The sequence below is a fragment of the Streptococcus mitis genome, assembly GCA_001560895.1.
In the GTDB taxonomy this organism is placed as follows: Bacteria; Bacillota; Bacilli; order Lactobacillales; family Streptococcaceae; genus Streptococcus; species Streptococcus mitis_Q.
This window is the reverse complement of record CP014326.1, coordinates 1136304-1162874: the sequence shown is the minus strand read 5'-3', so window position 1 is coordinate 1162874 and position 26571 is coordinate 1136304. Positions and strand designations below refer to the sequence as shown.

Genomic DNA, 26571 nt, shown 5'->3' with positions numbered 1-26571 from the left:
AAGAGTAATTTCTTTCGCAGCCATCCTCACTCAAATTTGATTAAAGATTTCTATTCAATAGGACAATAACTTATCAATTATTCGGGAGAAAAGTAACCTAACTGTTCCGCGACATGAATAGCTTCCTGTCTACTGGATACTCCTAATTTTGAAAAGATATTTGCAAGATGATTCGAAACCGTTCGCTTACTCACATAAACCTTTTCACAAATATTATCTATACTTAGACCATTTCGAACTAATTCTAATATTTCTATTTCACGTGAAGTTAAAACATCTACCACTATTTCATCTGAAAAAATCTTTCTACCCTGATAAATTTCTATCAAGTTTTGAAGTAACTCCACTGGAGCAATACTCTTATCCAAAAATCCCCAGGAACCCATTATCTTAGCACGATACTCATACATTTTTTTACTATATCCAGTTAAGATAACAATTTTAGCAGAACATCCATTTTTAATAATCGTTTGAGCTAAAGATAGCCCATCCTCCTGATACAAACTAGTCAAGTTTATGTCAATCAGAATAATGTCATAGTCATCATAAGGAAAATCCAAGACAGAAGAAAAATCATCCATCAAATCTACCCTTTCAATATCCTCTGATAATTCCAAAATCAGTTTAATACTCTGACTAAACAATTTATGATCATCAATCAACAAAATTTTCATAACATAGCTCCTTATCAATTGGTAGTTCAATAACAATACGAAAAATATCATTCTCATTTAAAGTATCCATTTTACCACCTAAAATACTTAATTTATTTGCCATATTTTTCAAGCCATATCCCAGAGAATGTTCTTTGGTAGAAATCGATTTATTTTCAGAAACTATAAAAATAACATCCTGTTTTATCTCGATTTCTAAAGAAATCTCTCCTTCTTGTGAATATTTAACCGCATTAGTAATTAACTCCTCAACAAAACGATAGACAATTTTATCATAGGGTGTCATTAAAGAAAATTTAGGTGGAAAATATACCACTACTGAACTTTCTTTATTATATCTTTTCTCAATCCTTTCGATAAGAGCCTGATATTTTTTTGATAGAGGCTCATCTACTTCACTCATAGGCTGGTAATAATCCATTCGTTCTCTGATTCGTTGCACCAGTTCTTCAGTAACAAGATTTATTTGATTCCCAAACATCTCATTTTGACTATAAACATTGAAATTCTTAACAGCCATTACACTTTGTAAAATTTCATTATGAAGAAATTCTGAAAATTGCTGTTCTACAAACTCATTAGAAAGAAGATGATTAACCATTCTATTTCTCTTCAAAAATAGAATTTCCAGATAATCTTTCGCATTTCTCATATCAGATACGTGAAACAATCGAATACATTCTTCGGCAACAATAGCCATAATAAGCAGAACTATATTTAAAATTAAAAAACTTATATTCAAATCAAGTTGAAAACCTATAAACGAAAATAGTAATAATACTCCTATTAGGAAAATTAAGCGTGTAAAAGCCTTTAAATAAGAAAATTTTAATTCATCAATCTTCTTTTTAAAGGACGTAAATATCGTCTTGAAATGTAAAAAAGTTAGGATAGATAATACCTCAACATACCAAAACAAATTCAGAACACTCGCTCCTGTTGTATTAACATACGATACAATATAGGAAATAGGTAAGACAACCGACAAAATCATGACATTTCGTTTTTGATAAGTTAGCACTTTTCGCAACTCTATTTGATAAAAGAGTAATAAAATTAAAGGAACAAATGTAAGGAAAAAGGTTGTGAAAAGCGATAAGAATAGAAACAATGGAAAATGGATAAAGTAAGAAAAAGTGGTAATGATGGTTAAAGCTAGTGAAACATTCATCAATTCTTCCCCAATCTTCTCACCTAGTAAAATTATCGAAAGAGAACTATAAACCAATAAAAATGAATTAATTGGATTCAGTATGTCAAAAAAATGCAACAAAGTGTTACTTGTTCCTTGTTGAAATATGGCTTGCCAACTGACCAAAGCTAGCAAAAAGATAGTCCATAATTTTAATTCACTATGTCGAAAGGTAGTAAAGTTGCAAACATAGCTGGACACAATCAACAAAATCACAAGTATTAAGGAGAACTTTTGCGTGAGACCACTTGCATAATAAATAGGAACTCTATAGTATATGTAGAACATCAAAATCAAGTGATTCAGCAAAGTTAATTGCCACAACCATAATGAATGATTAGAAATGATTTTTACAATTTTTTTCATCATAATCATCTCCCTCTATTTTATAAGTATAGTATAGCATAAAACTAGAATACTATTTAACAGTATCCTAGTTTTATGCTAATTTTTATCGAGAATATGCCAACTTGCTTTATAAGTTATAACTAAGTAAATTAGAAAGAGGAGAGCTGCCACTCCTAGATAGGTCACATCAATTGTGATAGTTGTATTGGCAAAGTTTTCAAAGTAACCTAATAAGGACTTGCTTAGAGAAACCGCTAATGGAACAGCAAGTAGCAAGGGAACAAAGAAGTAACTTATAATTTGATGAATAAGTATTTTCTTATTTTGTTTTTTCTTATTTCCCAATAGATATAAGATACGATAATCATTAATGCTGTCTAGTGCACTAGTTGAGATTTGTAGAGATAAAATGCTAAGTGAAATAATAATAAACACAACACTAATAAATATCAATACTAGTACAATGACTCCCATAAATCCTATATAAATCTCAGATAATCTCACCTTACTTTGATAAGTGAAGTCATTTAGTTCTGCACCATCCACCGTAAAGTAATGCTTATCAACCCACTCTTTCAAAAATGTTTCAATTTTTCTTTTATCAATATTTTCTTTATATTTAACCACATAAGTTGTAAAGTCTTCGTTCAATTCTTTAATAACTTTATCTGGTACAATAAGAGTCCCCGAATCATTTAATCCTACTGAAGAAAGAAAATAAACAGTATCTAATGGTTGGGACGATGCCAATTTTAAAGAATAACCGCCAATCGATAAATCTTTCGTTTGTAGTAAAAATTCTTGGATTTGTTTAATGGTTCCTTTGTAATTGGCATTTACTAGATAGCCATCATCAGCTAAGTCAATATCTTTTTTGCCTTGTAGTTTTCTTAGATGATTATAAGCTGAAATCCCTAAAATATGGACTTTTGAATCAGGCAACCCTTTATCGTGCTCCCATAACTGACTAGTATCTATTATATCTTTATAAGTCAAATCACTCGTAAAAGTTGAATAAACATATTCTTCTTTTATGACATCAAAATCAAAGCCGCCTGCTTGTAATCTATCTTTTACACTCTCGTTTCCATAATGAAACTCATTACCTCTATATAAATTGACTTGTAAATCATAAGGGGCATAACGATTCAACTCATGGTTCATGGTTGTGTATGAACTGCCACCAAACACTAGTAAACTAAGAGCCAAAGTCAAGGTCATAGATAGTACTGCTAGCGTTACAGAATTGCTGTCCGCTTGTTTGGAAAATTGGCGGATTTTAAATGAGTTTAATTTATTATAATAGAATGAAGATACTTTCTTAACAACTCCAAGTAAGAAATTACTTAAGGTGTTGTAAAATAAAATGACAAAGATCACTAAAATAGATACTAATAAAACTCCCCAGTTTTTCAAAATGGATAAGTGATGATAATCAGAAAAATAAATACTACCAGAGATGATAACAATACTTGAAATAATGAAAATTAACAATTGTAAAATAGAATTTTCTTTAATAATTCGTGATTTTTCAATGCCGTTTTCTTGAATTAAGCTAATGATTGTTTTCTTTCTAAATTTCAAAATGTCCATTAAACCAACTATTAAACTAGTTACCACATAGGAATAGCCCAACAGAGAGAGTGACTTAGGATCTAAAAAGAATAGATTTCCAAAATAATTTGCCATAAAAAACTCAGAAGCAATGTGAGCAAGTAAAATAAGTAAGATTAGCCCAAAAATTAATCCTAGAACTAAAGCAAAGATATTTACTAACATCGTTTCAAAGAATAGCGTTCCGATAATTTGATATTTTTTCATTCCAAGTGTTGAATATAACCCGAGCTCTTTTTGTCGTCTTCTTAAAACAAAATTTGTAGAGTAAACAATAAGAAAGGCGACAGTACCGAGTATCAAATATGAAATAAGTCCCATGTACTGGCTCATGATTGTCGTCAACATTTCTTTTGCACCCGATAAGCTCTGCATGACAGGATGACTTGGAAGAGCATTAAAGGCGTACAAAAGACTATAAATCAAAGCAAGACTTAAAAAATAAATCGTATAGGTTTGTAAGTTTCTAAATACATTGCGTAAAATTAACTTTGGGTACATAGCTCCCCTCCTATCTTGTTCGTCTGTATATTTCTTCTAGGTATAAGTCGTTTGATAGTCCATTCCGCTCAATATCATCGATAATCTGTCCATCACTGAGAAGAACCATTCGAGACGAATATTTAGCAGCAGCAGGATCGTGAGTAACAAGTAGAATAGTTATTTCAAACATTCGATTAATTTCTTGTAAGAGGGACATGAGATTTTCTGAGTTAGCAGAGTCAAGAGCTCCTGTCGGTTCATCTGCAATCAAGAGTTTGGAATCATCTATTAACGCTCTAGCTGTTGCGACACGTTGACGTTGCCCACCTGATAATTGATTTGGAAATTTATTTTTTAAATTTTGAATAGCTAATTTACCCAAAACATCATTGATTTTATTTTGATATTTTCTAATGGATTTTCCTTGAATTTGAAGTGGTAAAATTACGTTTTCATAAACTGTTAAGGTCTCTACCAGATTATAAGATTGAAAAATATAAGAGATATTCTTAGCGCGATAATCGGCTAATTGGCTTTCTTTTGCTTGAATCATATCAAAATCTTCAAAAACAATACTGCCCGAATCAGGTTTATCAATAGTAGATATACAATTCAATAAAGTTGTCTTTCCACTACCACTAGCCCCCATAATGGCTAAAAATTCACCCTTATTTACTGAAAGGTAAATATCAGATAAGGCATAGACTAAACTTTCGCCTTCTCCAAATGTCTTATTTAAACCTGTTACTACTAGTTGTGGCATTATCGTTTCCTCCATTTCTTTTATATAATTATTATAGCTTGTAGAAAAATCTATTTCATGAGTATTTCGTGCAGAATTGAGTCGTAATTGAGGCTTCTTGTCTTTTTCTAGGGCACAATCATGACCACCCGTTAAACGGGTGGTTTGTACCAGGGCTATAAGCCCAAATTACCAGCCAGCGCCTAAAGACGCTGGCTTTCACGTTGTTCAAGCGACTCGTCACTTGTCTCTTAAAGAGGCTTTGGTATTACTTACCACTATCCCTAAAGGGATCCTCATATTCTTTTACACTCAATTTATCTAGTGCTATATCATGCTTTTCCTGCTCTTGAATACACTTCTTAATTGTGGCTTCATTGAGTCCAACCGTACTCACATAATAACCTTCCGCCCAGAAATGCCGATTCCCAAACTTATACTTGAGATTAGCGTATTTATCAAACATCATGAGTGTGTTTTTACCTTTTAAATATTCCACGAAACTTGCGACACTTATCCTCGGTGAAATACTGACTAACATATGTACATAGTCTAGCATTAGGTAACCCTCGATAATTTCAATACCTTTATAACTACATAATCGATGGAATATTTCTCCCAAACTGCTTCGATATTGATTATAGATCAATTTTCGTCTATACTTAGGGGTGAACACAATGTGATACTTACAGTGCCACTTTGTATGTCATAAACTATGTGCCTTTTGTGCCATATTTTCTCCTTTCGCTTTACAATTGGCTTGAACACCTGTATTGTATCGCGTTTGGAGTTTTTGGGGTATAACCTTCGACGCGCACCCGCACACCAGATGGTTTGTTTGTCTCGCACCTAGAGGAGCGAGACGGACTGAAAGTCACATAATAAAAACCAATACTCCTCAAGAGCATTGGTTAGAAATAATAGTGATAAAACCAATCTATACACTATTGTTTATCATTACGTTTTTTCATAAAGTAGACAATACCAATGATGAATACTCCTAATACAAGTACAGGAGCATAAAATTCAAGCGTTCCAATAATTCCTTCCATTCTATCCTCCTTTAAGGTACAATTCACCTCTTTTAACCACAACTTACATGTGGTGTACTACATTCAAAGGAATATGTAAATAACCATCCGCAATGACCCTGAAAGGTCAAAATAAAAGCAGTATGCAAACCTGCAGCAGATTTCCCACCAAGTTCTTGATGATTAATTTCGTAATCCAAAGTATCAATACCGTAATCTTCTTTTTTCATTACATTACCTCTTTTAATATATCATTTTTATTGTATATTGTCAATAATAAATAAAGGAACATCTATGTTTAGTTTCTAACAGTGAACATTATTACTAGTACACTCATAAGAACATGTGAAGCATAGACCACATCTTCCTGCTAATGTCAACTGAATCGCTGTAAACCAACCAGAACCTGATTTCCCAGCAAGTTCTTGGTTGGCAACTTCAAAGTCTAGAGAATCAATCACTGGACGTTCAGCATCCTTTGCCATAGGCTTATTCCTCCTTTTTTTCTTTAGATGATCATCTTTACAATAATTAGTATACAACTTAATCGTAACTACGTAATGAGTAAATCGTGCAAAAGTTGTAAGTTTCTCAAATTAACTATATTTTTTAAAATTAAAAACTCTAAGCAGGCAGATAAATCATCGTTAGGTGCTAAAGGTTTAGCTTATTGTAATTCAGTTATTTTCTTTAGAGAGACTGGGAAGACTTGTCAGTTGATGAACGCTTACAGAAACGTCAAGAAGATCTCCAACCCTTAATGGAATACTTCTTTGCTTGGTGCCTACGGCAGTCAATTTTACCTGGTTCAAAACTAGGACGGGCAATTGAATAAAGTCTCAAGTATGAAGAAACCTTTAAGATAATTTGGAAAGACAGGCATCTCGTCCTTTCCAATAATCTAGCTGAACACACCATTAAATCATTGGTTATGGTACGTAAAAATTGGTTGTTTTCTCAAAGTTTTGAAGGAGCTAAAGCAACAGCTTTTATTATGAGCTTGTTGGAAACAGCTAAACGCCATCAATTAAATAGTGAGAAATATATATATCCTATCTTCTAGAATGTCTTCTAAACGAGTAGAATCTCGTAAACAAAGAGCTTTTAGAGGATTATTTACCATGGACAAAAGTTGTACCAGAAAAGTGCAAATAAGAAATCTCCAGATTAGGAACTATCAGTGAGTTCTCTAGTCTGGAGATTTTTTAATATACTTCGTTATTGGACGATTACACTATAATAACATAAATTCAACTATTATAAAATTAATAGTAAAATCAAGCTAAAGTTATCTAAATATGAATTATAGCTGATTTCTCTATTTTTCTACTCAATAATAACTTTATATCAATAAAAGCTATGAATTATCCAATTGATATAATTTTCGATAAAGCCCTCTTTCTCCTTGCAGTAATTCTTGATGGTTTCCCTGCTCTATAATTTTTCCTTTTTCCATCACAAAAATTTTATCTGAATCAATAATTGTAGATAGCCGATGTGCAATTACCACAATCGTAATGTTCTGTTCTTTAAATTTTTGCATAATTTCTTTCTCATTAACATTATCTAAATAACTTGTCGCCTCATCCAATAATATTATTTTAGGTTTTTTTATAAGTGCTCGAGCTAAGATTATTCTCTGCCTTTGACCTCCAGATAAATTCATCCCCATCTCTGATACTAACGTATTGTACCCCATAGGCATCTCCATAATATCATCATGAATATTCACCAACTTACACACTTCTTCCATTTTTTCTTGTGATACAGACGAACTTCCAGCGATATTTTCAAATATCGTCTTATTAAATAGTGTCATATCTTGTGGAACAATACCAATTTGTTGTCTTAAATACTGTTTATCTAGACTATAATATTCAAAGTTATCAAAGAAAATTTTTCCAGTAGTTGCAGGAAATAAGCCTATCAACAATTTTGAAAGTGTGCTTTTCCCAGAACCTGATGTACCTACGATTGCTATTTTTTCTCCTTTATGAATTTCAATATTAATATTCGATAAAACTCTTTTACTGTCTTTAGTATATGAAAATGATACATTTTTTAGTGAAATAGATCCATTCAAATCATGTTTAATATTGCCATTTACTTCGTATTCCTCCTCTAAAATTTCTACAATACGAGATAAAAACGTCTTACTATTATAAAATGCTACAATAGTATCAAAGATACTATTCACTTTACTAAATAATACAGTTGATAAAGAGTATATCACAAACATCCCCCCTAATGGATTTTCTAATTGAGGGTGTGGCAATAATGTAACTATTAATAAAATAAACGGTGATATAAAAGTGATTATTGTAAATAATGAATTTACCAATCCTGAAAACATCTCACTGTATTTATACCTATGTAAACATTTATCGAAATATTCCTTCCACTGCTTATATGTTTGTTCTTCAAAACCTTCCATTTTTATTCCCATCATAGAATAAATCATCTCAATTTGTTTATTCTGAAGATTGTTTTGGGAAATTACAAATGATTTATTCTTTTGTTCGATGTTCTGTCTAGTAACTAGCAACAATAATAAATTTATTAACAGTAGTAATAATGCTAAGACTGCAATAGAAAAATTTATGTATGAGAAATAAATTAGGATAAAAACTCCCAATCCAACATCCAACACACCTAGAACTACTTGATTAGTGAATAACTGTCTAATTCTTGTCAAACCATTTATAGAATAAATTAAATCGCCACTGCTTCTCGTAGAAAAGAATTTATATGGTAGCCCAAATAAACTTCTAATCACATTAATATTCAACCTTTTATCTATATCATTTGTCAAATTAATAGAAAGATAGCGTTGCCCAAACATAATTGCAAAATATAGAAATGTAAATATAACGAAATTAATGACAATATTCGATTGGTTTATACTAACTCCTGTAGAAACTTGGTTGAAAACTTGTTGCAACCAAATTGGTAAAACAAAACTAACTGTATAACTTGCTAATGTCACTAACAATAGTGGTATAAAATAATTCCAAGATTGCCATAATTGTCTATAAACTATACTATAATTCTCCCTAGATTTTTGTTTTGTTACTTTATCACTACTCATAACACTAATAAGATATTCCGAGAATCCTTCTGAGAATTCACTGAAACTATACTTTAATTTCCCAAGTTCTGGGTCAGCTACCCATACAAACTTAGATGTTACTCTCTCTATTACAATAAAATGTTTACTTTCCCATAATGCAATAGCTGGAGTTTTTATCTTTTTGAAAGTATCCATTCTATCTTTTGGGAAACGAAATGATTTAATAACAAATCCCATCCCCTCTAAAAGTTCAATTAAATTCTGAAAACTTGTACCATCTCTACCTGTTTCTTTAATACTTCTTAAATCTTTTACAGAGATTTCATGATTATAATAGCTTGATACCATCGCAACACAACATAAACCACACTCTGTTTTTTGATGTTGTTCAATAAAAGGAACTTTATTTTTCATACTTATCTCCTATTAATATAAAATAATAAGAATTCTAAAATATCAATTTTTAATTCAATTATTTAAAATTTTATTGGCATGACAGAGTCGAAGAAATAACTATGAGTTAGTTCTTCGACTTTCGAATCCTAAAACTTATAAAACTGTTAGTCACTCAGTTGCATACGTCGTATAACTTCTGTATTGACGATAAGATATTTTTGGAGAATTATACAACTGTCAGAAGATCATATCAACCTATTCGAAAATACTCACTCATCGTGAGAGGTTTTACGTCCCTCTACCTCAATTTTAGTTTAGAAGTAGTACATTGTTCAACATTGCTCTTCCAGTCTCATAATTAGCCATCAATATTCCCAGTTCTCCTGTAAGAATTCCCCAATCATCACAATCATAAGTTAATTTATCCAGCAGATATAATTCACTCTCGGACAATATTTTTTTATTTATTTCAGAATTATCTCCTATAATAGAAGAAATAATTGTCAAATTGCCTACATTTCCATGACAGATAGAATTTTCTATATTTAATCTTTGATTCAATATTTCAGTTGCATAATATCGGACTTCTTCTTCTAAATATTGATCTGGAAATTCATTTACCATGAGATAGTGTTTAGCCTGTACGATTCCTACAATTCCATTACACCAAGAATAGTACTTAGCATTTTTTCTTAAAGGTACAATCTTATCCGTTTTTAACTGCAAACGCTCTTTATTCAAATAATCTTGTATGCAAAATATTATGTTATTCTTCTCTATCGATTCTTCATTACACAATTTAGAATATTTGAACAATTGTGTAATAACTCCATAGTTTCCATGTGCATATCCTGGGTCATTTTCCATCCAATATCCTTGTTTCTTATATACTTCAATTAATTTCTCTACAATTTCTTCAGACATCACATGTGCTAATTGTACAACTTTAGAACTATGCACCATAACTTCTTCGATTTTTACAAGTACAGCCAGAATTCCTGCAAGACCCCCTATAATATCTAGATTATCAAATTTTCTAACATCATTATACGTGGATAGCAAGATGTTATATATAAACTCTTCTGAATTGTCAACTGTCTTTATTCCTTTCTGTCTTAGCACACATGTAACATACAAATAGCCGTAAATACCAGTAAAAGCTCCTAATTTAGAAAGAGGGAAATTCCCCTGGCAATTTTCAATGTAATTATTGGTATAGTCTATAACACCTCGTAAAATTGATTCTAGTCTGTCATCCTGTATACTACTAATTCCTAAAATCATACCTGATGTACCACCATATAAATTATAATCCATTGGTGAAATTTCATAATTTTTATTCATGGCCAACATATTTAACCAACTAATTTCATCATTGAATTCTAGTTTCGCAGATAAAATACGTTCAATAATATTTGAACTTAATTTTTTTAATATCTTTCTTCCTTTAAGTTTCTTATTTTTTATAAATAATTCGCTTCCCATAAAAGCCATATTTATAATTCTTTGTTGACGAAGCAAATTTTCTTCTGATAGACTACATATTCTCTTTGATACATTTTTAATGATGTTATCTCCCTCCAAAGAATATATTAGAGAATGAAGTCCATTATAAATCTCATTACTAGATGAACTAGTGTAAAAAATTGGTACATCTCCTTTTCTAAGTTGATTAATTTCATCTTTAATCATACTTTTATCAAACTCATTGTCAACATTACCATATTCTAACATTCTAAGCATATACATTTCGAAATCATATTTATTTCTTAATAAATCTGGATGATGGCTTGTTTCTAAAAACTGAACATATATATTTGTATTTCTATAAATATATCTTGTCTCACAATTTTCAAAGTACTTCATAATCATTTTTTGAACTTTGTTCCTATTTTTTAGAATGATCCTGTAAATTAATTCAAATCCATACAAAACATTTTCTCTATATTCTTTACACGATACAGTCTTCCCCATATATCTTACAGTACTTGGGAAATCTTCTATCTCCTTAAATACATTCTCAATTCTAATTTCATCTGTACCAATATTAGTTAATTGATGTGTTTGGTAAGGAGATTCCCTTTTTTCTCCTGAATTTAATGCTCCAACTTCCATTCCTTTATCATTATTTACAGAATAGAGAGTCATAGGTAAGATACCCACGCTATAAACAGAGTCAGCTACTACATCATACATTTTCTGGATACTGGAATCTATACTTTCCTTCTCACTAAAATGTAAAATAGTTTCATTATCAATTAAGTATGGATATGATTCACACGATAAAATATTCTCGCCATGATAGTCTTTTGCACCAAATATATGCAAAAAAGCCAAAAGCATTCCTATGTTTTCGTAGTACATTTCTACATCATGACGTGAGTTACATTCTTTTACTTCTACAAATTCGACAAAACTATAACTACTTTTACTTAGTGTTCGAGGAAGAAATAAAACATTTGGTAGACTGAATTGTGATGAAAATTCTTTAGAAAATAAATCTAAGTTGACGTCTACAGACATATTTCTTGGTTTATAAATTATCTTCCTCTTATTATTCAGTTCTAAAATACAAACACTCTTACCGTTAGAATGAGTGTCTCCTGCATTAAATTTTATATTAGATAATTTTAAATTTTCAAATCCAAAATATTTTTCTATATCTGATAAATTCATTTCAAAATTTGTAATTATTTCTTTCACATAATCAGATATATTTAAAAGTTTCCTATCTAATAATTCATACAATACTGGATATTTCTGATAAAACTCCAATATATAATCTCTGCTTTTTAATAAAGTGTCTATAAAAAAGTTGTAACGTTTTTTAGAATCATCTCCTATTAAACGTGATGAACGTCTTAAATCATTAATTTCTAATACAACAGTACGATAACTAATATTCATACACATTTCAAAAAACATTGACTCTATTTCAATCAAAAACTTTTCTTTATTCTCAACAGAAACTATGCTATTTAAGTACATAGATAATCTATTTATATACTTGTAACAAAGTGGCTTAAATAAAGATAACCAATGAATTCTAATTTTTAAATTTTCACTAGTTTCGTATGATTTCCAAGAATTATCACTCAGTTGTTGAGCAATGTATTCTCTCCCTAGTTGTTCATACTGTTTATGTTTCCTCTCCCACTCTTGGAGATTATTTTCTGTATTAGAAGTCAAAAACCGATCCAACTGTTCCTCATCACTAATATTATCACTAAATAATTTCAGCCATTTTTTAGATATATTAGACATAATAAATTCCTCCTTGTTTCTATGATGTTAACATATTTTAAAATATTTTAAATGAGTAATATATGCACTTTTTAAATATCTCTCCTCTTTTGATATACAAACTTTTCTTTATTTAATTGATTTATAAACTTATCCATCTTAAATACAATTTTTTCATAGCTATCGCTTTCTAATTATATCTGGATATCTAATTTATTCAACTCCTTTTCAACAACATCAATGCCAATTTTATCAGTTATATTCAATTTTGAAAGCTTCAACTTCTTTTCTTGCTTGTTTTCAACTGAAATCAGTAAATATTCTGCTACTTGATTTAATATTGATATTCTTTTTCACAAAACATTGATTCTCAACTCAGACTCTGTCAGTTCATGCACTAACTCATCATTTCTCTCATCATCAAAGGGAATGTCTTGATAACGATAGAGACAAGATAGGAGACTTTGTTCCACATTTCTTAACAATCTCCATATTTAAAGTTAATTCATAATCTTCAACTGGATTCAACGTTTCTTCTTTCCCCACAATATCGACATAGGATACGTTGAACTTCTAGCAAATAGCATCTATCAGCTCAGTTGAAAGTGGACTTGTACCGTTCTAGTAACTACTAAGGCTATTACGTGAAATACCCCCAATTCATGCAAATTCTGGTTGTGTCATGTCATGTGTCTTTCGTAAAGATTTGATATGGTCTCCAATCAGGGCAATTTCTTTTTACTTGAAAATACTATCATATCATTTAGAATTTTAAAAAAGACTGATTCAAATTCATTAGAGGATATAGTTCTAAAATTGAAATTTTTCGTGCTAATCCTATGAAATCTCGATTTTCTAATAAATTTGTACTTATTTTCTTCAGACTATATAAATATCTCGTTGTTGTAAGTTTGTAATTGACTCAAAAGTATTAGATATAATTTTAAAACAGTGTTTTAAGCTATAGTTGACCAATATCAGAGTTTGCTATTTAATGTTAAGTAAAAATACATTATACAATTCAAGCTACTGAAGATGAATTTATGGTATACTAGTGATAATAAATTGTTATCGGTAGGAGAGGTAAAAAAATGACTAGTTGTTTTGTTGTAATGGGATTTAACACAAAAAAAATTCCAAATACAAATATTGAGGTTGATTTAAATGCTGTATACTCAAATATTATTAAACCTGTTATTTTAAATAAAGAGTTAACTTCAATTCATGGAGAGAATAGATTTAGAGCTGATGAGGTATATACAACTCAAAATATTACAAAAACATTTATTGAAGGTATATTCAAAGCTGATATTGTTATTGCTGACATTACTACGTTAAATCAAAATGCAATTTATGAATTAGGACTGCGCCATGCAATGAGACCTAAATCTACAATTATCCTATGTGATAATCATACTGCTAAAATTAATTTTTTTGATATTTCTCACCTACCTCAAATTAGATATGATTCTGACAAAGTGAATGAACTTGATGAAGTTGTTCGAGTGAAAGATATACTCACAGAGTACATTACTTCTGCAATAAATAGTGACGAAAGATTTATAGATAGTCCGGTATTTGAAAATAACTTATATACAATTGTCGAAAGAAATAATTCTATGGAGGAAAGTAATAATATTTCTATAGAAACATCTCAAAATTCCTTTATGGACCTAGCAAGAATAGCAAAAAAATTTAAAGATGCCGAAGAGTATGTAACAGCAGAAAATTTATATAAAGAACTTTTAGAAAAAGGGTATGTCGATGATGAAATTTTAGCGGGCTACTTGTTATCAGCATATAAAAAAGATGAAAAATCCTTAGATAATTTGAGAGAAGCACAGAGAAAAATTAATACTTATCTTGATATAAACAACACTACTTACCATAAAATTTTAGGAATATATGGTGCGATATTTTTACGAATATTTTATATTACAAATGATAAAAGAGATTTATTGTCAGCTATAAATTACTATAGATTGGGTATGAATTTTGAAGATAACAATATATACTGTGCTAGAAATTATTGTGCTACGTTGTTAAAAATTGTAAGTGTTGAAACAGATACCGAAGTTTTAAAAGAACACTACTATACTGCAAAGTATACAGCAAAAATTATATTAGGTTCATTAGAAAATTTGATTAGAAAATCTAGTATGTATGATGATATCTGGTTACAATCTAACCGAGAAGAGCTTCTATATATTTCCGGAATTATTGAAACATTATCGGACAAAGTTTATGGCGAAACCAAGAGACAAAGTAATACTATAAATGAGGGAAGAAAGCTCTTAAGGGAAGATTTAGAAAGAATTAAGTTAAAGCTTATGGACTAACTATTTATAACCTAATTCTCCCCCTTTGATGAATTCATATTTTTCTATAACCATTTGTTTCCATTTATCAAAACTTTTTCTAAACTCAGAGGATTCTACAAATTGAAGAATTTTTTCCTTTGAGTCTAAGGTAAATTCAGGTGATGTAATTGAGTATTCACCCTGATGTAAAATACCTTCTCTTGTCAATTTTTCCTGAGGAATTGTCAATATAGGCAGATCAAAAGTTAATGCTAATATTCCTTCAATCTGACAATACACACTAGTAATCCACTTATTTTCTAAGTGGATTTCTTTTGATTCGAAAAATCTAGGATTATCCTCAGCATCTTTTTTACGAATTCCTTCAGATATATATGTTTGACCAACTGCTAAAATAACCATGCCATAGCTTCTTTGTATCATCTCACGTAGTGATACCATAACTTCATATGGAGTATATTCTGCAGCTTGTAATGTAATACATTCGAAATTATGTCTTTTTAATAACGATACAATTTCATCGATAAAAAAATCTTGGTTTTCAGTAAACGGATTAGGTCTACTCAAAAAAATTTTTATTTTATCACTATTTCCCATAAATTTCTCCTACCGATAACAATTTATTATCACTATACAAAGCACCCAAATAAGTTTATAATAGCATGATTATTGATAAAGGAGATTTTTATGGATTATAAACTTATTTCTACTTACTTAGATTATTGCAAAACTCATAAGCGTTTGAGTTCGCACACGATTCGCGCTTATAAGAATGATCTTATGCAATTTTATAACTCAGACTATGATAATGTCGAATCCTATATAGAACAGTTGACACAATCTAACTTAAAAACGAATACATTAAGAAGAAAAATTGCTTGTATGAAGGTGTTTTATAACTATCTAAAATACCAGAACATAATTGAAGAGAATCCCTTCAATCAATTGCGCTTTCAATTTAGAACTGAAAAAGTATTGCCTAAAACGATTCCGTATGACATTTTGAAAAGTATTTTTTCATATTTAGAGCAGAGAATAGTTCTATCTAAAACTGATTATCAAAAACAACACGCTGAAAGAAATCTACTAATTATTTCACTTTTACTTTCAACAGGCATCAGAATTTCTGAACTTTGCCACATTCATCTCAAAGATATTAATCTTTCAAATAAGACACTCCATATTATAGGAAAGGGTAAGAAAGAACGTATCCTATTTTTAGGAGATCAAAAAACATTCAATTTATTAGAAACATATATAAATAAAACAAGAAATGAAACCAATGATTTCCTGTTTCCAGGTAAACATTCACTTAAACCATTATCAGAGCAAAGTGTACGTTTAATTTTAAAGAGAATAGTTGAACAAAACAGCTTATGTAGAACTATTACACCACATATGTTTAGACATAGCTTTGCGACAATGCTTCTAGATAATGATGTAGATATTCGATACATTCAACAAATTCTTGGACATAGTTCTATATCAATAACACAAATCTATACTCACGTATCTCATTCAAAACAAAAAGAAATACTTAGTTCTTTTAATCCTGTATCAGCGATTCATTCTGAAATCGAGTAAGAGACATCTCCAATGTCTATAATTCACTTCATCTCAAATTAATTTTTATAGTTCAATCTTAGTTAATAGATTTTATACTCAGCAAAATCAAAAAACTTAGAAAACTTCACTTTGAATCAGCATTTATACTATATTCTGTATTAAGAACTCCATAATTGTTTTTCTAAAATACATCTTTCAAATATCCTTAAATATAATAAAAAGAGATTGATAAATGAACTTAATTACTGTAGAAGCGAATCAAATCCTCCCACAATAAAATAAATTGAGAAATCTATATCCTACTTAGGTAAATTTCTCAATTTATTTACTTATTTTTATTTTTAAAACTTGGTAAAAAGATTATCTACACTGTTTCTCATAAATATCTAATGTAATCTATTTCCAGTAGGTTACTATACTCTTATGATCTTATACTTCATTTTTAGTATTTAAATGACTACTTATTATAAAAATTCCAGTAATAAATAAGGCGATTCCTAAACGAACAAAGTTAATCGATTGTTCTTCTCCTGTTTGGGGTAAATTTTTTACTTCCGATTCTATTTTTTTAAAATTAGTTGATGCTATAAAATCTGATTTATATTCATTAAATTTACTGTAAAGTAGTTCAGGATTCTCCTGATTTTTAACACCAACCACACTATCTTTAGAATTATCCTCTATATTTTCAATAGTCTTTCCAAAAGTATCTTGTGATTTAACTAAAATCTTTTTCTGTAAATTTTCGTCAGAGAGTGGAATATCTTTAGGGATTTGATTTGCAATTGTTTTAATCTTGACTGTATCCTCTTTAATATCCATAGTTTGCATTGAATTCTCTGGATTTATAATATTTTTATTATCATTTTCAAATTCTCTTTTCGGCTTCTCATCAGTTTTTCCAAAATAGAGATAATCGTAAAGTTGTTGTGCAGTTATTCCTCCACCAACCCAACCAGAAATAGTTTTACCATTTTTAAAATAAATAATTGTTGGCGTTCCAGGAATACCGATTGTTTTAAAAATGAACTCTTTAGCAGAATCATCAAAATCCTCACCATCTATATCGTAATATTCTAACTTTTTATCAATCAGCATATTAAACTCTTTCAATACTCCAGAAAATTCACGACAATGATAACATGTCCCTCTTCCAAAATATAAAGTATGTTCCGAATCTTCTGAAGTGAATATCTGACGAACTTCAGCAATACTAATTTTATTAAAATCAGACACATTTGAAGCGTATTCTTCAGATGTTACTGAGTTCACGTTATCAGTTTCTTTCTTAGTAATTTCCTTCGTCGATTGCTGAACGTTACTTTCATTTTCTCTATCGCTAGACTTTTGTTCAGTTAAAGATTCTCTAGTGTTTTCTGTAACAGCTGGTTCTAAATTTAAGGCTGATGGCACTGTATCAGAAAATTTTGTTTCAGTACTCTCAGCCAAAACAAGATTCGGACTAATGGTAACTAACGCTACGGTACTAACTAATAAAGATTGTAATAAATACTTCTTCATAATGTGGCTCCTTTTTTATTGATAATTTTATTTTACACATTTTAAAACTAAATTTTTAAGCAAATCCTAAAAGGTAGCTATATTATACTGAAATGGTATTTTTCGCTCCACTTCCATTATAGAATCATCCTGACTACTATAGGATTGACTGACTTCTCATGTTTCGTTGTTACTATGCTTTCAGCTATCATCAGAATCTCACCTCAATATATAAGTTGTACATCTTTCCTCAATACTCTCGTGATTTACATATACCTATTTGAACTTTAGAGTTCTGAAATCCCTCATCTACTATACATGACTTACTATCCCTCCCTCTTCCTACTACCTCATGATTATCCTGCTTACGAGTAACTATTTAACTCACCAGTAGCGGGTGCTCATGGAGAGCTTATACCTCAGATGAGATACTTGACCTGCTCGTCGTACCCAAATAATTAGGCTAGTCAAAAACTCATTTTTAGGAAAAATAATGTGAATCTCACTACAATAAAACGCATAATATCAAGATTGTTCAATGCCTGATAATATGCGTTTTTCTGATTTTAAAGACTTTTCCCAGCCTCTTTGATTATTATGTTGTACAAATTAGTTAAATTAAGATTATGAAATTTAACTAATTTGAAATGATTTTAATATCTTTTATATTCTCTAAAAACATCTCTGTAATACATCATAATACCTATTGTTTCACCATTGTATTCATCATGAATACCTCCTTACATTTATATGAATTGTTTCATCTTGTTAAAAGCTAGATGAGTTTATTATACTCATTTTTCCTTATATCGTTATCCCCAAAGAAATTAATCCTTGAGCTAGATTTTTATTCAATTGTCCATATGCTGCAATTTCTTTATAAAATGTTGCAGTCTTTGGACTCAATGATTTATGACTATGAATACTACTAACAGCTTGTTGGCGAAGATCTTCTGCCAACTCCATGACAACTCTCTGCTCATTTTTTGTATTCTCTAATCGAGTTTTATAATGTAATAAAATATCTCGTTCGTTTTGACGAATCTCTGGATCTAAAATCAAATTATAAACCTTGTTGAGAATTTCTTCTGTTTTTTTATTCATGAATCATCCTCTATAGCCTCGAAGAAAATAACTGCCTCCTAATGATGATATCCAACCATTAACTATTACATCTTTCGTTGCCTCAAAATTACTCTTAGTGACAATATATCCCCATTCTCCATCTGGATATCGGCAAGAATAACCATTTGCTCCTTCCATAACGAATTTACAAATGCCTTTTCCTCCACCTTTAATAGTAGCAAGGGAATTAGAGTTAATTGTATTAAAATGTTCTGTTGCTTTTGTATCCATGGTAAACACCTCCTTTTGTGTACTAACCCTCAAAGTTAGATTTTTCTGTCTACCCTTGAGAAGCTAGTTCAAGGATAAATATTTTTTGTTTTGTCGAGTTGCAACCTTGACAGCTTCAGTATAGCATAACACAAAAAATTATTACCACAAGATCTTCAAATGTGCGATTTTCATCATGAAATGTTTTTTCTCATAATTTTTAAACCATTCAAGATTAAAAATAAGAATCTGAGAAAAGTTCAAAATATCAGATGTTGAAAAAAATCTATGCCATTCGTTTTATTGTTGGAAGATTTACTTAATTCCCTAAATATGGCTTACTATAACATTCCTGTTCTTTAAGCCACGATTTTACTATTTCTTCCTCCTTGCTACCTCGCTATAGTCAGAATTGGGAATCTTTATTGGGGTCACCGGTAGTGGGGACTCACGTATGACTTACACCTCAAATGAGAGCCACGACCTGTTCGTCGTACTCAAGTCATAAAACTGGATAAAAACTCAGTTTCAAAAGAAAATAAAGTGTAGGTCCCCACAATCATGAACCTCCTTCAAACGGGTGGTTTGTTTGTCTCCCCTCTAACGGAGCGAGACGGACTAATAGTCACATAGTAAAAAGGATTTAATCCTGTTATATACAGAATTAAATCCCTTGAATATAATATTGGGAAAATTTTTTGAATCAATTAATATTAGTCGAAAACATTTCAGTAAACCATTAGGTACTTTTTATTGTTGTACAATTTTATAAAGTTTAGTAAATCACAAATTTTAAGGATACGCAAAATAAATAATTACTATTGTAGAAATTAATATAATTTTGTAATTACCAAAATATTTTAATAGGGCTATGAATTGTTTTTAATAACTCAGTAGAATTTGCTAGGTCTGATATCCTACTAAAATCTTTACGAGCTTGTTCAGATAAAACAATTCCCCCTGGAAATAATTCTCAACTAAAGAGTTCATAAAAATATCTGAAAGATTGAGCAAATGCAACACCGTCTAATTTCTTTTCAGATACTATTTTACTAACTAGACTATAAGCTTGGAAATATTGTTGTTGAGATAAGTTCATTTCTTTAAAGCTAGTTTCAAAGTTTACAATTGCATCTAAACATTGACTTCTAAACTGTTGATTCATATCTATACCCTCTTATTATTATCTAGGTCTGTTCCCACCTGCTCCTGCTATTGCCATAGCCATTTGTGATACAACACCATTTACTACAGATTCAACATTAATTTAACAATTACCAAAGTTCCAATTCGATTGCGTATATCGATAACCATCCCTACAAATAATGTTATCTGAAATATATCTAAATGGTGCATACCATCCATATGGAATACCTCCTAGTACTTGATAATTTTATTGTGTCAAAAAAATACAAATATTATAAAATTTAAAAATCTGAAATGATTTGAATATTTTTTATACTCTCTAAAAATACCTCTGTAATACATAGTAATACCTAATATAGCAATAAACTTATGAATAATAGTATTTGATTCGAATAAAATTTTTAGGACTAAAACCGTCATTATAAAACTAATTACGCATATCAAATAACGATTCATTTGAACCTCAACTTTCTATACCGTAGAAAGAAGATCCAGTTCCTTCACAAAAGGCTATGATAGCTTCACCAAGTTCTATTATACAAATCCCAAAAAGTCTTGAAAACGTCCAGAATGATTATAATCTGATTCCCCAAAATATGATCTAGACACAATTACTTAATATCATTCTGCATTACTAGTTTAATTTGATACAGTGCAAATCGAAAAATTATTAGCAATAATAAAAAGCCATTTCCAAAAAATAAGAAATACATTGCTAAATCACTCTTTAAATAGTATAGAAACCAAATAAGCATCCAAAGTATGCTCATTTTTATAAAGATATTACTTACTATCCATTCAATCTTTAGCAAGAGATGATTAACTACATTCATTATAACATTCTCCATATTTCCACCCTCATCATATCTATAGCTCAATCACTTTACATCTACGTCTCAAAATAATTTATTATTATATACTGTAAGTAAAACGCTAACACTGTACTGGCCCCCAAAGTTAGACAGAAAAATCTAACTTTTGGGGGCCAGTACACACATTCAAATATTAAATTTGGTAGCATTTTATTTTGAAGACAAAATATCAATCAATTCTAATCAATGCAAAACAAATATTCTTCCCGCACAAGAATTCTATTTATGAACCGAATACATAACCCCAAAATCCACCATAGATTGCTCCACCAACAGCGCATGCTGCAATGACATACGGACCAGCAGGAGCACAAGACATCGCCGCTTCTACAGCACCTGCCGCCCCCGCAAGAACAGCCTCTCCCTCACGTTGTCCTCCACCTAAAACACAGGACAATTCTTCATTTTTTAACTCCATAAAGTGAATATTTAATTTATTCATACGTAACCTCATTTCTTTTTTGAAATATGTAATTCGATATTATTTGAGCTAATAATGTATACTACCGTGAATAATACTACAAATATATGAGTATAAAATAATACAGAAGACGAATTATAGCCATCTATAACAACAAAGATAATTGATAATAGTAACAGAAAAAAAGTAGGTACTGAAATCTTTTTAATAAATTGCTTGTATCGATTAAAGCATAGTTCAGAACTAATGTTTCCTCTCTTCTTATTATGCGTTAATAAGTGAATCAGCAACTCAAAAAACACACTACCTACAGAAAAAACTAAAACTTCGCTTATTGTAACATTTAGAACTATTCCAAGCGCACCTATTATAAAAAAGGACGTAAAAAGAGCTAAAATTAGTCTAAATTCCCCACTTTCCATAAACTAACCTCTTTTCTACAAAGATCTAGCGATACCCCATATAGCTGTGCAATATTGTGCTCCTAAAATACCTCCAGCCCAAGTTCCAGCTCCTGGTGCAACCAAACTACCAATCGCTGCTCCTGCTAATGTGCAAATTCCTGCCGCCCTAGCAACTTCACCTGCACTAACTGTTCCTCCCTCAATGCTAGCCAGCATTTCAGTATCCAAAACATCAAATTGAGTCGTTGTTTTTGTTTCCATGAGGAATACCTCCGTATTAATATTAATTATTTTTGTCGGATTGCAATCTTGACAAGTTTAGTATACCAGAGAAAACACGAGTTTTACCGTAAAGTCTTTAAATGTACGATTTTCATCACGAAACGTATTTTTTTCATAATTTGTAACCATTCATGATTAAAAATATGCCGTTAAAAAATGGTGTTAACTAATTTTCAAAACCAAAAACACCATTCAAGATATTATATGAGCCATTTAAGATTTGAACAATTTTTCTACCTATTTTTTGTCATAATAGTCTTGTAAATAAAAAGAAAGGATTTGACAAATGACATCTTACAAACGGACCTTTATCCCTCAAATAGACGCTAGGGACTGTGGAGTTGCCGCTTTAGCGTCTATTGCCAAGTTTTATGGTTCTGACTATTCCTTAGCTCATTTGCGAGAACTAGCTAAAACAAATAAAGAAGGAACGACCGCTCTTGGTATCGTCAAAGCAGCCAAAGAAATGAGTTTTGAAACAAGAGCCATTCAAGCGGATATGAGCCTCTTTGAAATGGAAGACATACCTTATCCTTTTATCGTTCATGTTAATAAAGAGGGTAAACTACAACACTACTACGTTGTCTATAAAAATATAAAAGACCATCTTATCATTGGTGATCCTGACCCTACTGTCAAAGTAACAAAAATGACCAAGGATAGATTTGCTTCTGAATGGACAGGTGTAGCTATCTTTCTGGCTCCAGCTCCCAGCTATAAACCTCATAAGGATAAAAAAAATGGATTGATGAGCTTTCTCCCCTTAATTTTCAGGCAACGCTCACTTATTTTTTATATCGTGTTAGCTAGTCTCTTGGTGACCTTTATCAATATCGGTGGCTCTTACTACCTTCAAGGAATTTTAGATGAATACATCCCTAATCAGATGAAATCAACCCTAGGTATTATCTCCATTGGCCTGATTATCACCTATATCCTGCAACAGATTATGAGTTTCTCACGAGATTACCTCTTAACCGTACTTAGTCAACGATTAAGTATTGATGTTATTCTTTCTTACATTCGCCACATTTTTGAACTCCCCATGTCTTTCTTTGCAACACGGCGAACTGGTGAGGTCATCTCTCGTTTTACAGATGCCAATTCAATCATTGATGCTCTAGCTTCGACGATTTTGTCACTCTTCCTTGATGTCTCTATCTTGATCATTGTTGGTAGTGTACTCTTGGTACAAAACACCAACCTCTTCCTTCTCTCACTGATTTCAGTTCCTATTTACATCATCATTATTTTTGCTTTTATGAAGCCCTTTGAAAAGATGAATAATGATGTCATGCAGAGCAATTCCATGGTAAGCTCTGCTATTATTGAAGATATCAATGGTATAGAAACCATCAAATCCCTAACTAGTGAAGAAACTCGATACCAGAAGATTGATAGCGAGTTTGTGGATTATTTGGACAAATCTTTCAAACTCAGTAAATATTCTATCCTACAGAGCAGCCTTAAACAAGGAGCTCAACTCATACTGAATATTGTTATTTTGTGGTTTGGTGCTCAGGTAGTTATGACAGGTAAAATTTCCATTGGACAATTGATTACGTTTAACACACTCTTATCTTACTTTACTAATCCCTTGGAAAATATCATTAACCTCCAAACAAAACTTCAGTCTGCAAAGGTAGCCAACAATCGTCTTAATGAAGTTTACTTAGTCGAATCTGAGTTCAAAAACACTCAGACCTTAACCGGTTCACAGTTTCTGGCTGGTGATATTTGTTTTGAAGACATTTCATATAAATATGGTTTTGGACGCGACACCCTAAATAACATAAATCTAACTATCAAACAAGGTGATAAGGTCAGTATAGTGGGAATTAGCGGATCAGGGAAAACGACCTTGGCTAAAATGATTGTCAACTTCTTTGAACCTTACAAGGGACGAATCACTATTAACAACAATGATCTCAAAATGATTGATAAAAAGGTTCTTCGACAACACATCAACTACCTACCTCAACAAGCTTATATTTTTAGTGGATCAATCTTAGAAAACCTGACCTTGGGAGCTAATCAAATGATTAGTCAAGAAGATATTATCAAAGCCTGTGAGATAGCAGAAATTCGCCAAGACATCGAACAAATGCCTATGGGATACCAAACAGAACTATCAGATGGAGCTGGATTATCAGGTGGACAAAAACAACGTATTGCTTTGGCTAGAGCATTACTGACAAAAGCTCCTGTTCTTATTCTTGATGAAGCAACCAGCGGACTTGATGTTTTAACTGAAAAAAAGGTTATTGAAAATTTGATGGACATGAGTGACAAGACCATCATCTTTGTTGCCCATCGTCTTAGTATATCTGAACGAACTAATCAAGTCATTGTCCTTAACCAAGGGAAAGTTATAGAGACTGGTTCTCATCAAGAATTGATGACCAAACAAGGTTTCTATCATTATCTATTTAGCAAATAAGGAGACTTATCATGAACCCAAAGCTATTTAAAAGTGCAGAATTTTATCAGCGCCGCTACCATAATTTTGCGACACTCTTAATTGTCCCATTAGTCCTATTACTAAGTTTCCTGCTTATCTTCTCTTTATTTGCCCAAAAAGAAGTCACCGTCACATCGAGAGGAGAGATTACACCAACTCAAGTCATCGCTTCAATTCAATCAACTAGCAATAACACCATAACAACTAATAATCTGTCTAATAACCAATCGGTCAAAAAAGATGACGTCGTTATCAAATATGCTGAAACAATGGAGAAATCCCAAAAACAAGCTCTTGAAACACAGCTAGCTACCCTAAATCGGCAAAAAACTGGAATCGAGACTCTCAAAGCAAGTCTGTCACAAGGAACTAACCTCTTTACAGGTGAAGATGAGTTCGGCTATATTAATACCTTTAACAACTTTATTAGCCAATCTCAAGATATTGAGTTAGGCATCTCTAAAACCAATGCAGAGGTTAATAATCAACTAGCTTTAGCAGGAAATACCGCCACTGCTATAGAGAAACAAATCAATAATATCTACCAACAAATAGCAGAGTATGAGGAACTTAGTCAAGCTATCACTAATAAAAGTTCGAGTTTGTCGGCTAGCAATCCACACAAAGCTACCTTAAATACTTACTTAGTCCAATCCCAGCAACAATCTCAGCAAGGATTAGATGATCAATATCTTTCTCAAATTAATCAGAGTATCTCAAGTTTAAAATCCTCTATCGCTAGTCTTAATATTCAACGAGCAGGTACAGGAAATGTTGCGACTTACGATAGTAGTTTAGGAACCAAGGTAGAAGTCCTACGAACCCAATTTCTACAATCGTCATCTCAACAGTTGACAACTGTTGAAACACAAATCACTGAGCTGACAGCTCAACTTGGGCAAGCAAATGTTAACTTTGAACACAACACTATTAAAGCCCCAGGTACAGGAATCATTCATTTAAATAATGAATTTGATGGAAAAACTCTAATTCCAAACGGTAGTGAAATCGCCCAAATTTATCCCAATATTCAAGAAACTAAAGAGGTACTTATTACTTACTACGTCACTTCTGAGTATGTCCCTTTACTTAAAGAAGAACAGGTCGCACGTCTTAAATTAGAAAAAATCGGAAATCAAAATATCACAATAATTGGAAAAATCCATTCTATTGATAGAACAGCAACAAAAACTGAACAAGGAAATCTTTTTAAAGTGACTGCACTAGCCCAACTACCAGATAAAGACAGTAACATCATACAATATGGTTTACAAGGCCAAGTAACGAGTATCATTGATAAAAAAACTTACTTCGATTACTATAAAGATAAAATCCTCAATAACTTATAGATAACACTTTATGACTATATAGATACCTTTGGGGATATTTAAAAATTATTTTAAATATTTTATTTATAATTAGAGTATAAAACTAAGGAGGTCTAAATAATGGACAAAAAACAAATATCTC

At 31.1% G+C, this 26571-nt stretch carries 21 protein-coding genes and 2 pseudogenes; 6 read left to right on the top strand and 17 right to left on the bottom strand.

The annotated features are described in order from the left end of the window. Nucleotides 1-77 precede the first annotated feature (77 nt). The 6 genes from AXK38_05615 to AXK38_05590 form a co-directional block, all read right to left on the bottom strand. Nucleotides 78-674 (bottom strand): two-component system response regulator, encoded by a 597-nt coding sequence (locus AXK38_05615; protein ID AMH88747.1) that lies wholly within the window; start codon nucleotides 672-674, stop codon nucleotides 78-80. Further along, nucleotides 655-2232, bottom strand: a complete 1578-nt coding sequence (locus tag AXK38_05610) for a histidine kinase (protein AMH89643.1) — start codon at nucleotides 2230-2232, stop codon at nucleotides 655-657. Before AXK38_05610 ends, AXK38_05615 begins: the two co-directional genes overlap by 20 nt. Before the next feature lie 78 nt (nucleotides 2233-2310). Continuing rightward, entirely contained in the window at nucleotides 2311-4329 is a 2019-nt protein-coding gene (locus AXK38_05605) for an ABC transporter permease (protein ID AMH88746.1), read from the bottom strand. 10 nt (nucleotides 4330-4339) lie between these two features. Continuing rightward, the gene (locus AXK38_05600; GenBank protein ID AMH88745.1) at nucleotides 4340-5074 is read right to left on the bottom strand and encodes a bacitracin ABC transporter ATP-binding protein; all 735 of its coding nucleotides are present in this window, start codon (nucleotides 5072-5074) and stop codon (nucleotides 4340-4342) included. Nucleotides 5075-5321: 247 nt separating this feature from the next. Then, nucleotides 5322-5729, bottom strand: a complete 408-nt coding sequence (locus AXK38_05595) for a transposase (GenBank protein AMH88744.1) — start codon at nucleotides 5727-5729, stop codon at nucleotides 5322-5324. 660 nt (nucleotides 5730-6389) lie between these two features. Next, nucleotides 6390-6569 carry a lantibiotic salivaricin M precursor gene (locus AXK38_05590; GenBank protein AMH88743.1) on the bottom strand — a complete coding sequence of 60 codons (180 nt, stop codon included), beginning with the start codon at nucleotides 6567-6569 and terminating at the stop codon, nucleotides 6390-6392. Nucleotides 6570-6644: 75 nt separating this feature from the next. Here AXK38_05590 and AXK38_05585 point away from each other — a divergent pair. Together AXK38_05585 and AXK38_05580 are read left to right on the top strand one after the other, a co-directional pair. After that, nucleotides 6645-7024: pseudogene (locus AXK38_05585) on the top strand (hypothetical protein). A 54-nt stretch (nucleotides 7025-7078) separates the two neighbouring features. Next, nucleotides 7079-7239 (top strand): annotated as a pseudogene (locus AXK38_05580) (hypothetical protein). 202 nt (nucleotides 7240-7441) lie between these two features. Here AXK38_05580 and AXK38_05575 read toward each other — a convergent pair. Further along, the gene (locus AXK38_05575; GenBank protein ID AMH89642.1) at nucleotides 7442-8089 is read right to left on the bottom strand and encodes an ABC transporter ATP-binding protein; all 648 of its coding nucleotides are present in this window, start codon (nucleotides 8087-8089) and stop codon (nucleotides 7442-7444) included. A gap of 1770 nt (nucleotides 8090-9859) precedes the next feature. Next, nucleotides 9860-12814, bottom strand: coding sequence for a Lanthionine synthetase C family protein (locus AXK38_05570; GenBank protein AMH88742.1), 2955 nt, complete (start codon nucleotides 12812-12814; stop codon nucleotides 9860-9862). A gap of 1070 nt (nucleotides 12815-13884) precedes the next feature. On the opposite strand from AXK38_05570, the gene AXK38_05565 reads away from it, so the two are divergent. Next, nucleotides 13885-15132 carry a hypothetical protein gene (locus AXK38_05565; GenBank protein AMH88741.1) on the top strand — a complete coding sequence of 416 codons (1248 nt, stop codon included), beginning with the start codon at nucleotides 13885-13887 and terminating at the stop codon, nucleotides 15130-15132. Here the strand turns inward: AXK38_05565 and AXK38_05560 are convergent, their stop codons facing one another. Next, nucleotides 15133-15711 (bottom strand): hypothetical protein, encoded by a 579-nt coding sequence (locus tag AXK38_05560; protein AMH88740.1) that lies wholly within the window; start codon nucleotides 15709-15711, stop codon nucleotides 15133-15135. 90 nt (nucleotides 15712-15801) lie between these two features. Here AXK38_05560 and AXK38_05555 point away from each other — a divergent pair, with 90 nt between their 5' ends. Next, nucleotides 15802-16698: an integrase gene (locus AXK38_05555; GenBank protein ID AMH88739.1), complete on the top strand. Its 897-nt coding sequence runs from the start codon at nucleotides 15802-15804 to the stop codon at nucleotides 16696-16698. A gap of 411 nt (nucleotides 16699-17109) precedes the next feature. On the opposite strand, the gene AXK38_05550 is transcribed toward AXK38_05555, so the two are convergent. From AXK38_05550 to AXK38_05515, 8 genes are all read right to left on the bottom strand, one after another. Next, complete coding sequence (locus AXK38_05550; protein ID AMH88738.1) at nucleotides 17110-18201, bottom strand: hypothetical protein; 1092 nt, start codon at nucleotides 18199-18201, stop codon at nucleotides 17110-17112. Nucleotides 18202-18984: 783 nt separating this feature from the next. Then, nucleotides 18985-19284, bottom strand: a complete 300-nt coding sequence (locus AXK38_05545) for a hypothetical protein (GenBank protein ID AMH88737.1) — start codon at nucleotides 19282-19284, stop codon at nucleotides 18985-18987. A 3-nt stretch (nucleotides 19285-19287) separates the two neighbouring features. Then, nucleotides 19288-19536 (bottom strand): bacteriocin, encoded by a 249-nt coding sequence (locus AXK38_05540; GenBank protein AMH88736.1) that lies wholly within the window; start codon nucleotides 19534-19536, stop codon nucleotides 19288-19290. A 952-nt stretch (nucleotides 19537-20488) separates the two neighbouring features. Beyond that, nucleotides 20489-20680, bottom strand: a complete 192-nt coding sequence (locus AXK38_05535) for a hypothetical protein (GenBank protein AMH88735.1) — start codon at nucleotides 20678-20680, stop codon at nucleotides 20489-20491. A 592-nt stretch (nucleotides 20681-21272) separates the two neighbouring features. Then, nucleotides 21273-21509 carry a hypothetical protein gene (locus tag AXK38_05530; GenBank protein AMH88734.1) on the bottom strand — a complete coding sequence of 79 codons (237 nt, stop codon included), beginning with the start codon at nucleotides 21507-21509 and terminating at the stop codon, nucleotides 21273-21275. A 247-nt stretch (nucleotides 21510-21756) separates the two neighbouring features. Continuing rightward, nucleotides 21757-21975, bottom strand: coding sequence for a bacteriocin (locus AXK38_05525; GenBank protein AMH88733.1), 219 nt, complete (start codon nucleotides 21973-21975; stop codon nucleotides 21757-21759). Between the two features lie 8 nt (nucleotides 21976-21983). Beyond that, complete coding sequence (locus AXK38_05520) at nucleotides 21984-22376, bottom strand: hypothetical protein (GenBank protein AMH88732.1); 393 nt, start codon at nucleotides 22374-22376, stop codon at nucleotides 21984-21986. Nucleotides 22377-22391: 15 nt separating this feature from the next. After that, nucleotides 22392-22619: a bacteriocin gene (locus AXK38_05515; GenBank protein AMH88731.1), complete on the bottom strand. Its 228-nt coding sequence runs from the start codon at nucleotides 22617-22619 to the stop codon at nucleotides 22392-22394. Nucleotides 22620-22926: 307 nt separating this feature from the next. Between AXK38_05515 and AXK38_05510 the strand changes: the two genes are divergently transcribed. Both AXK38_05510 and AXK38_05505 read left to right on the top strand, forming a co-directional pair. Continuing rightward, nucleotides 22927-25080: a peptide ABC transporter ATP-binding protein gene (locus AXK38_05510; protein AMH88730.1), complete on the top strand. Its 2154-nt coding sequence runs from the start codon at nucleotides 22927-22929 to the stop codon at nucleotides 25078-25080. An 11-nt stretch (nucleotides 25081-25091) separates the two neighbouring features. Then, a complete protein-coding gene (locus tag AXK38_05505; protein AMH88729.1) occupies nucleotides 25092-26450 on the top strand; it encodes a bacteriocin ABC transporter ATP-binding protein in 1359 nt (452 codons plus the stop codon). Nucleotides 26451-26571 lie beyond the last annotated feature (121 nt).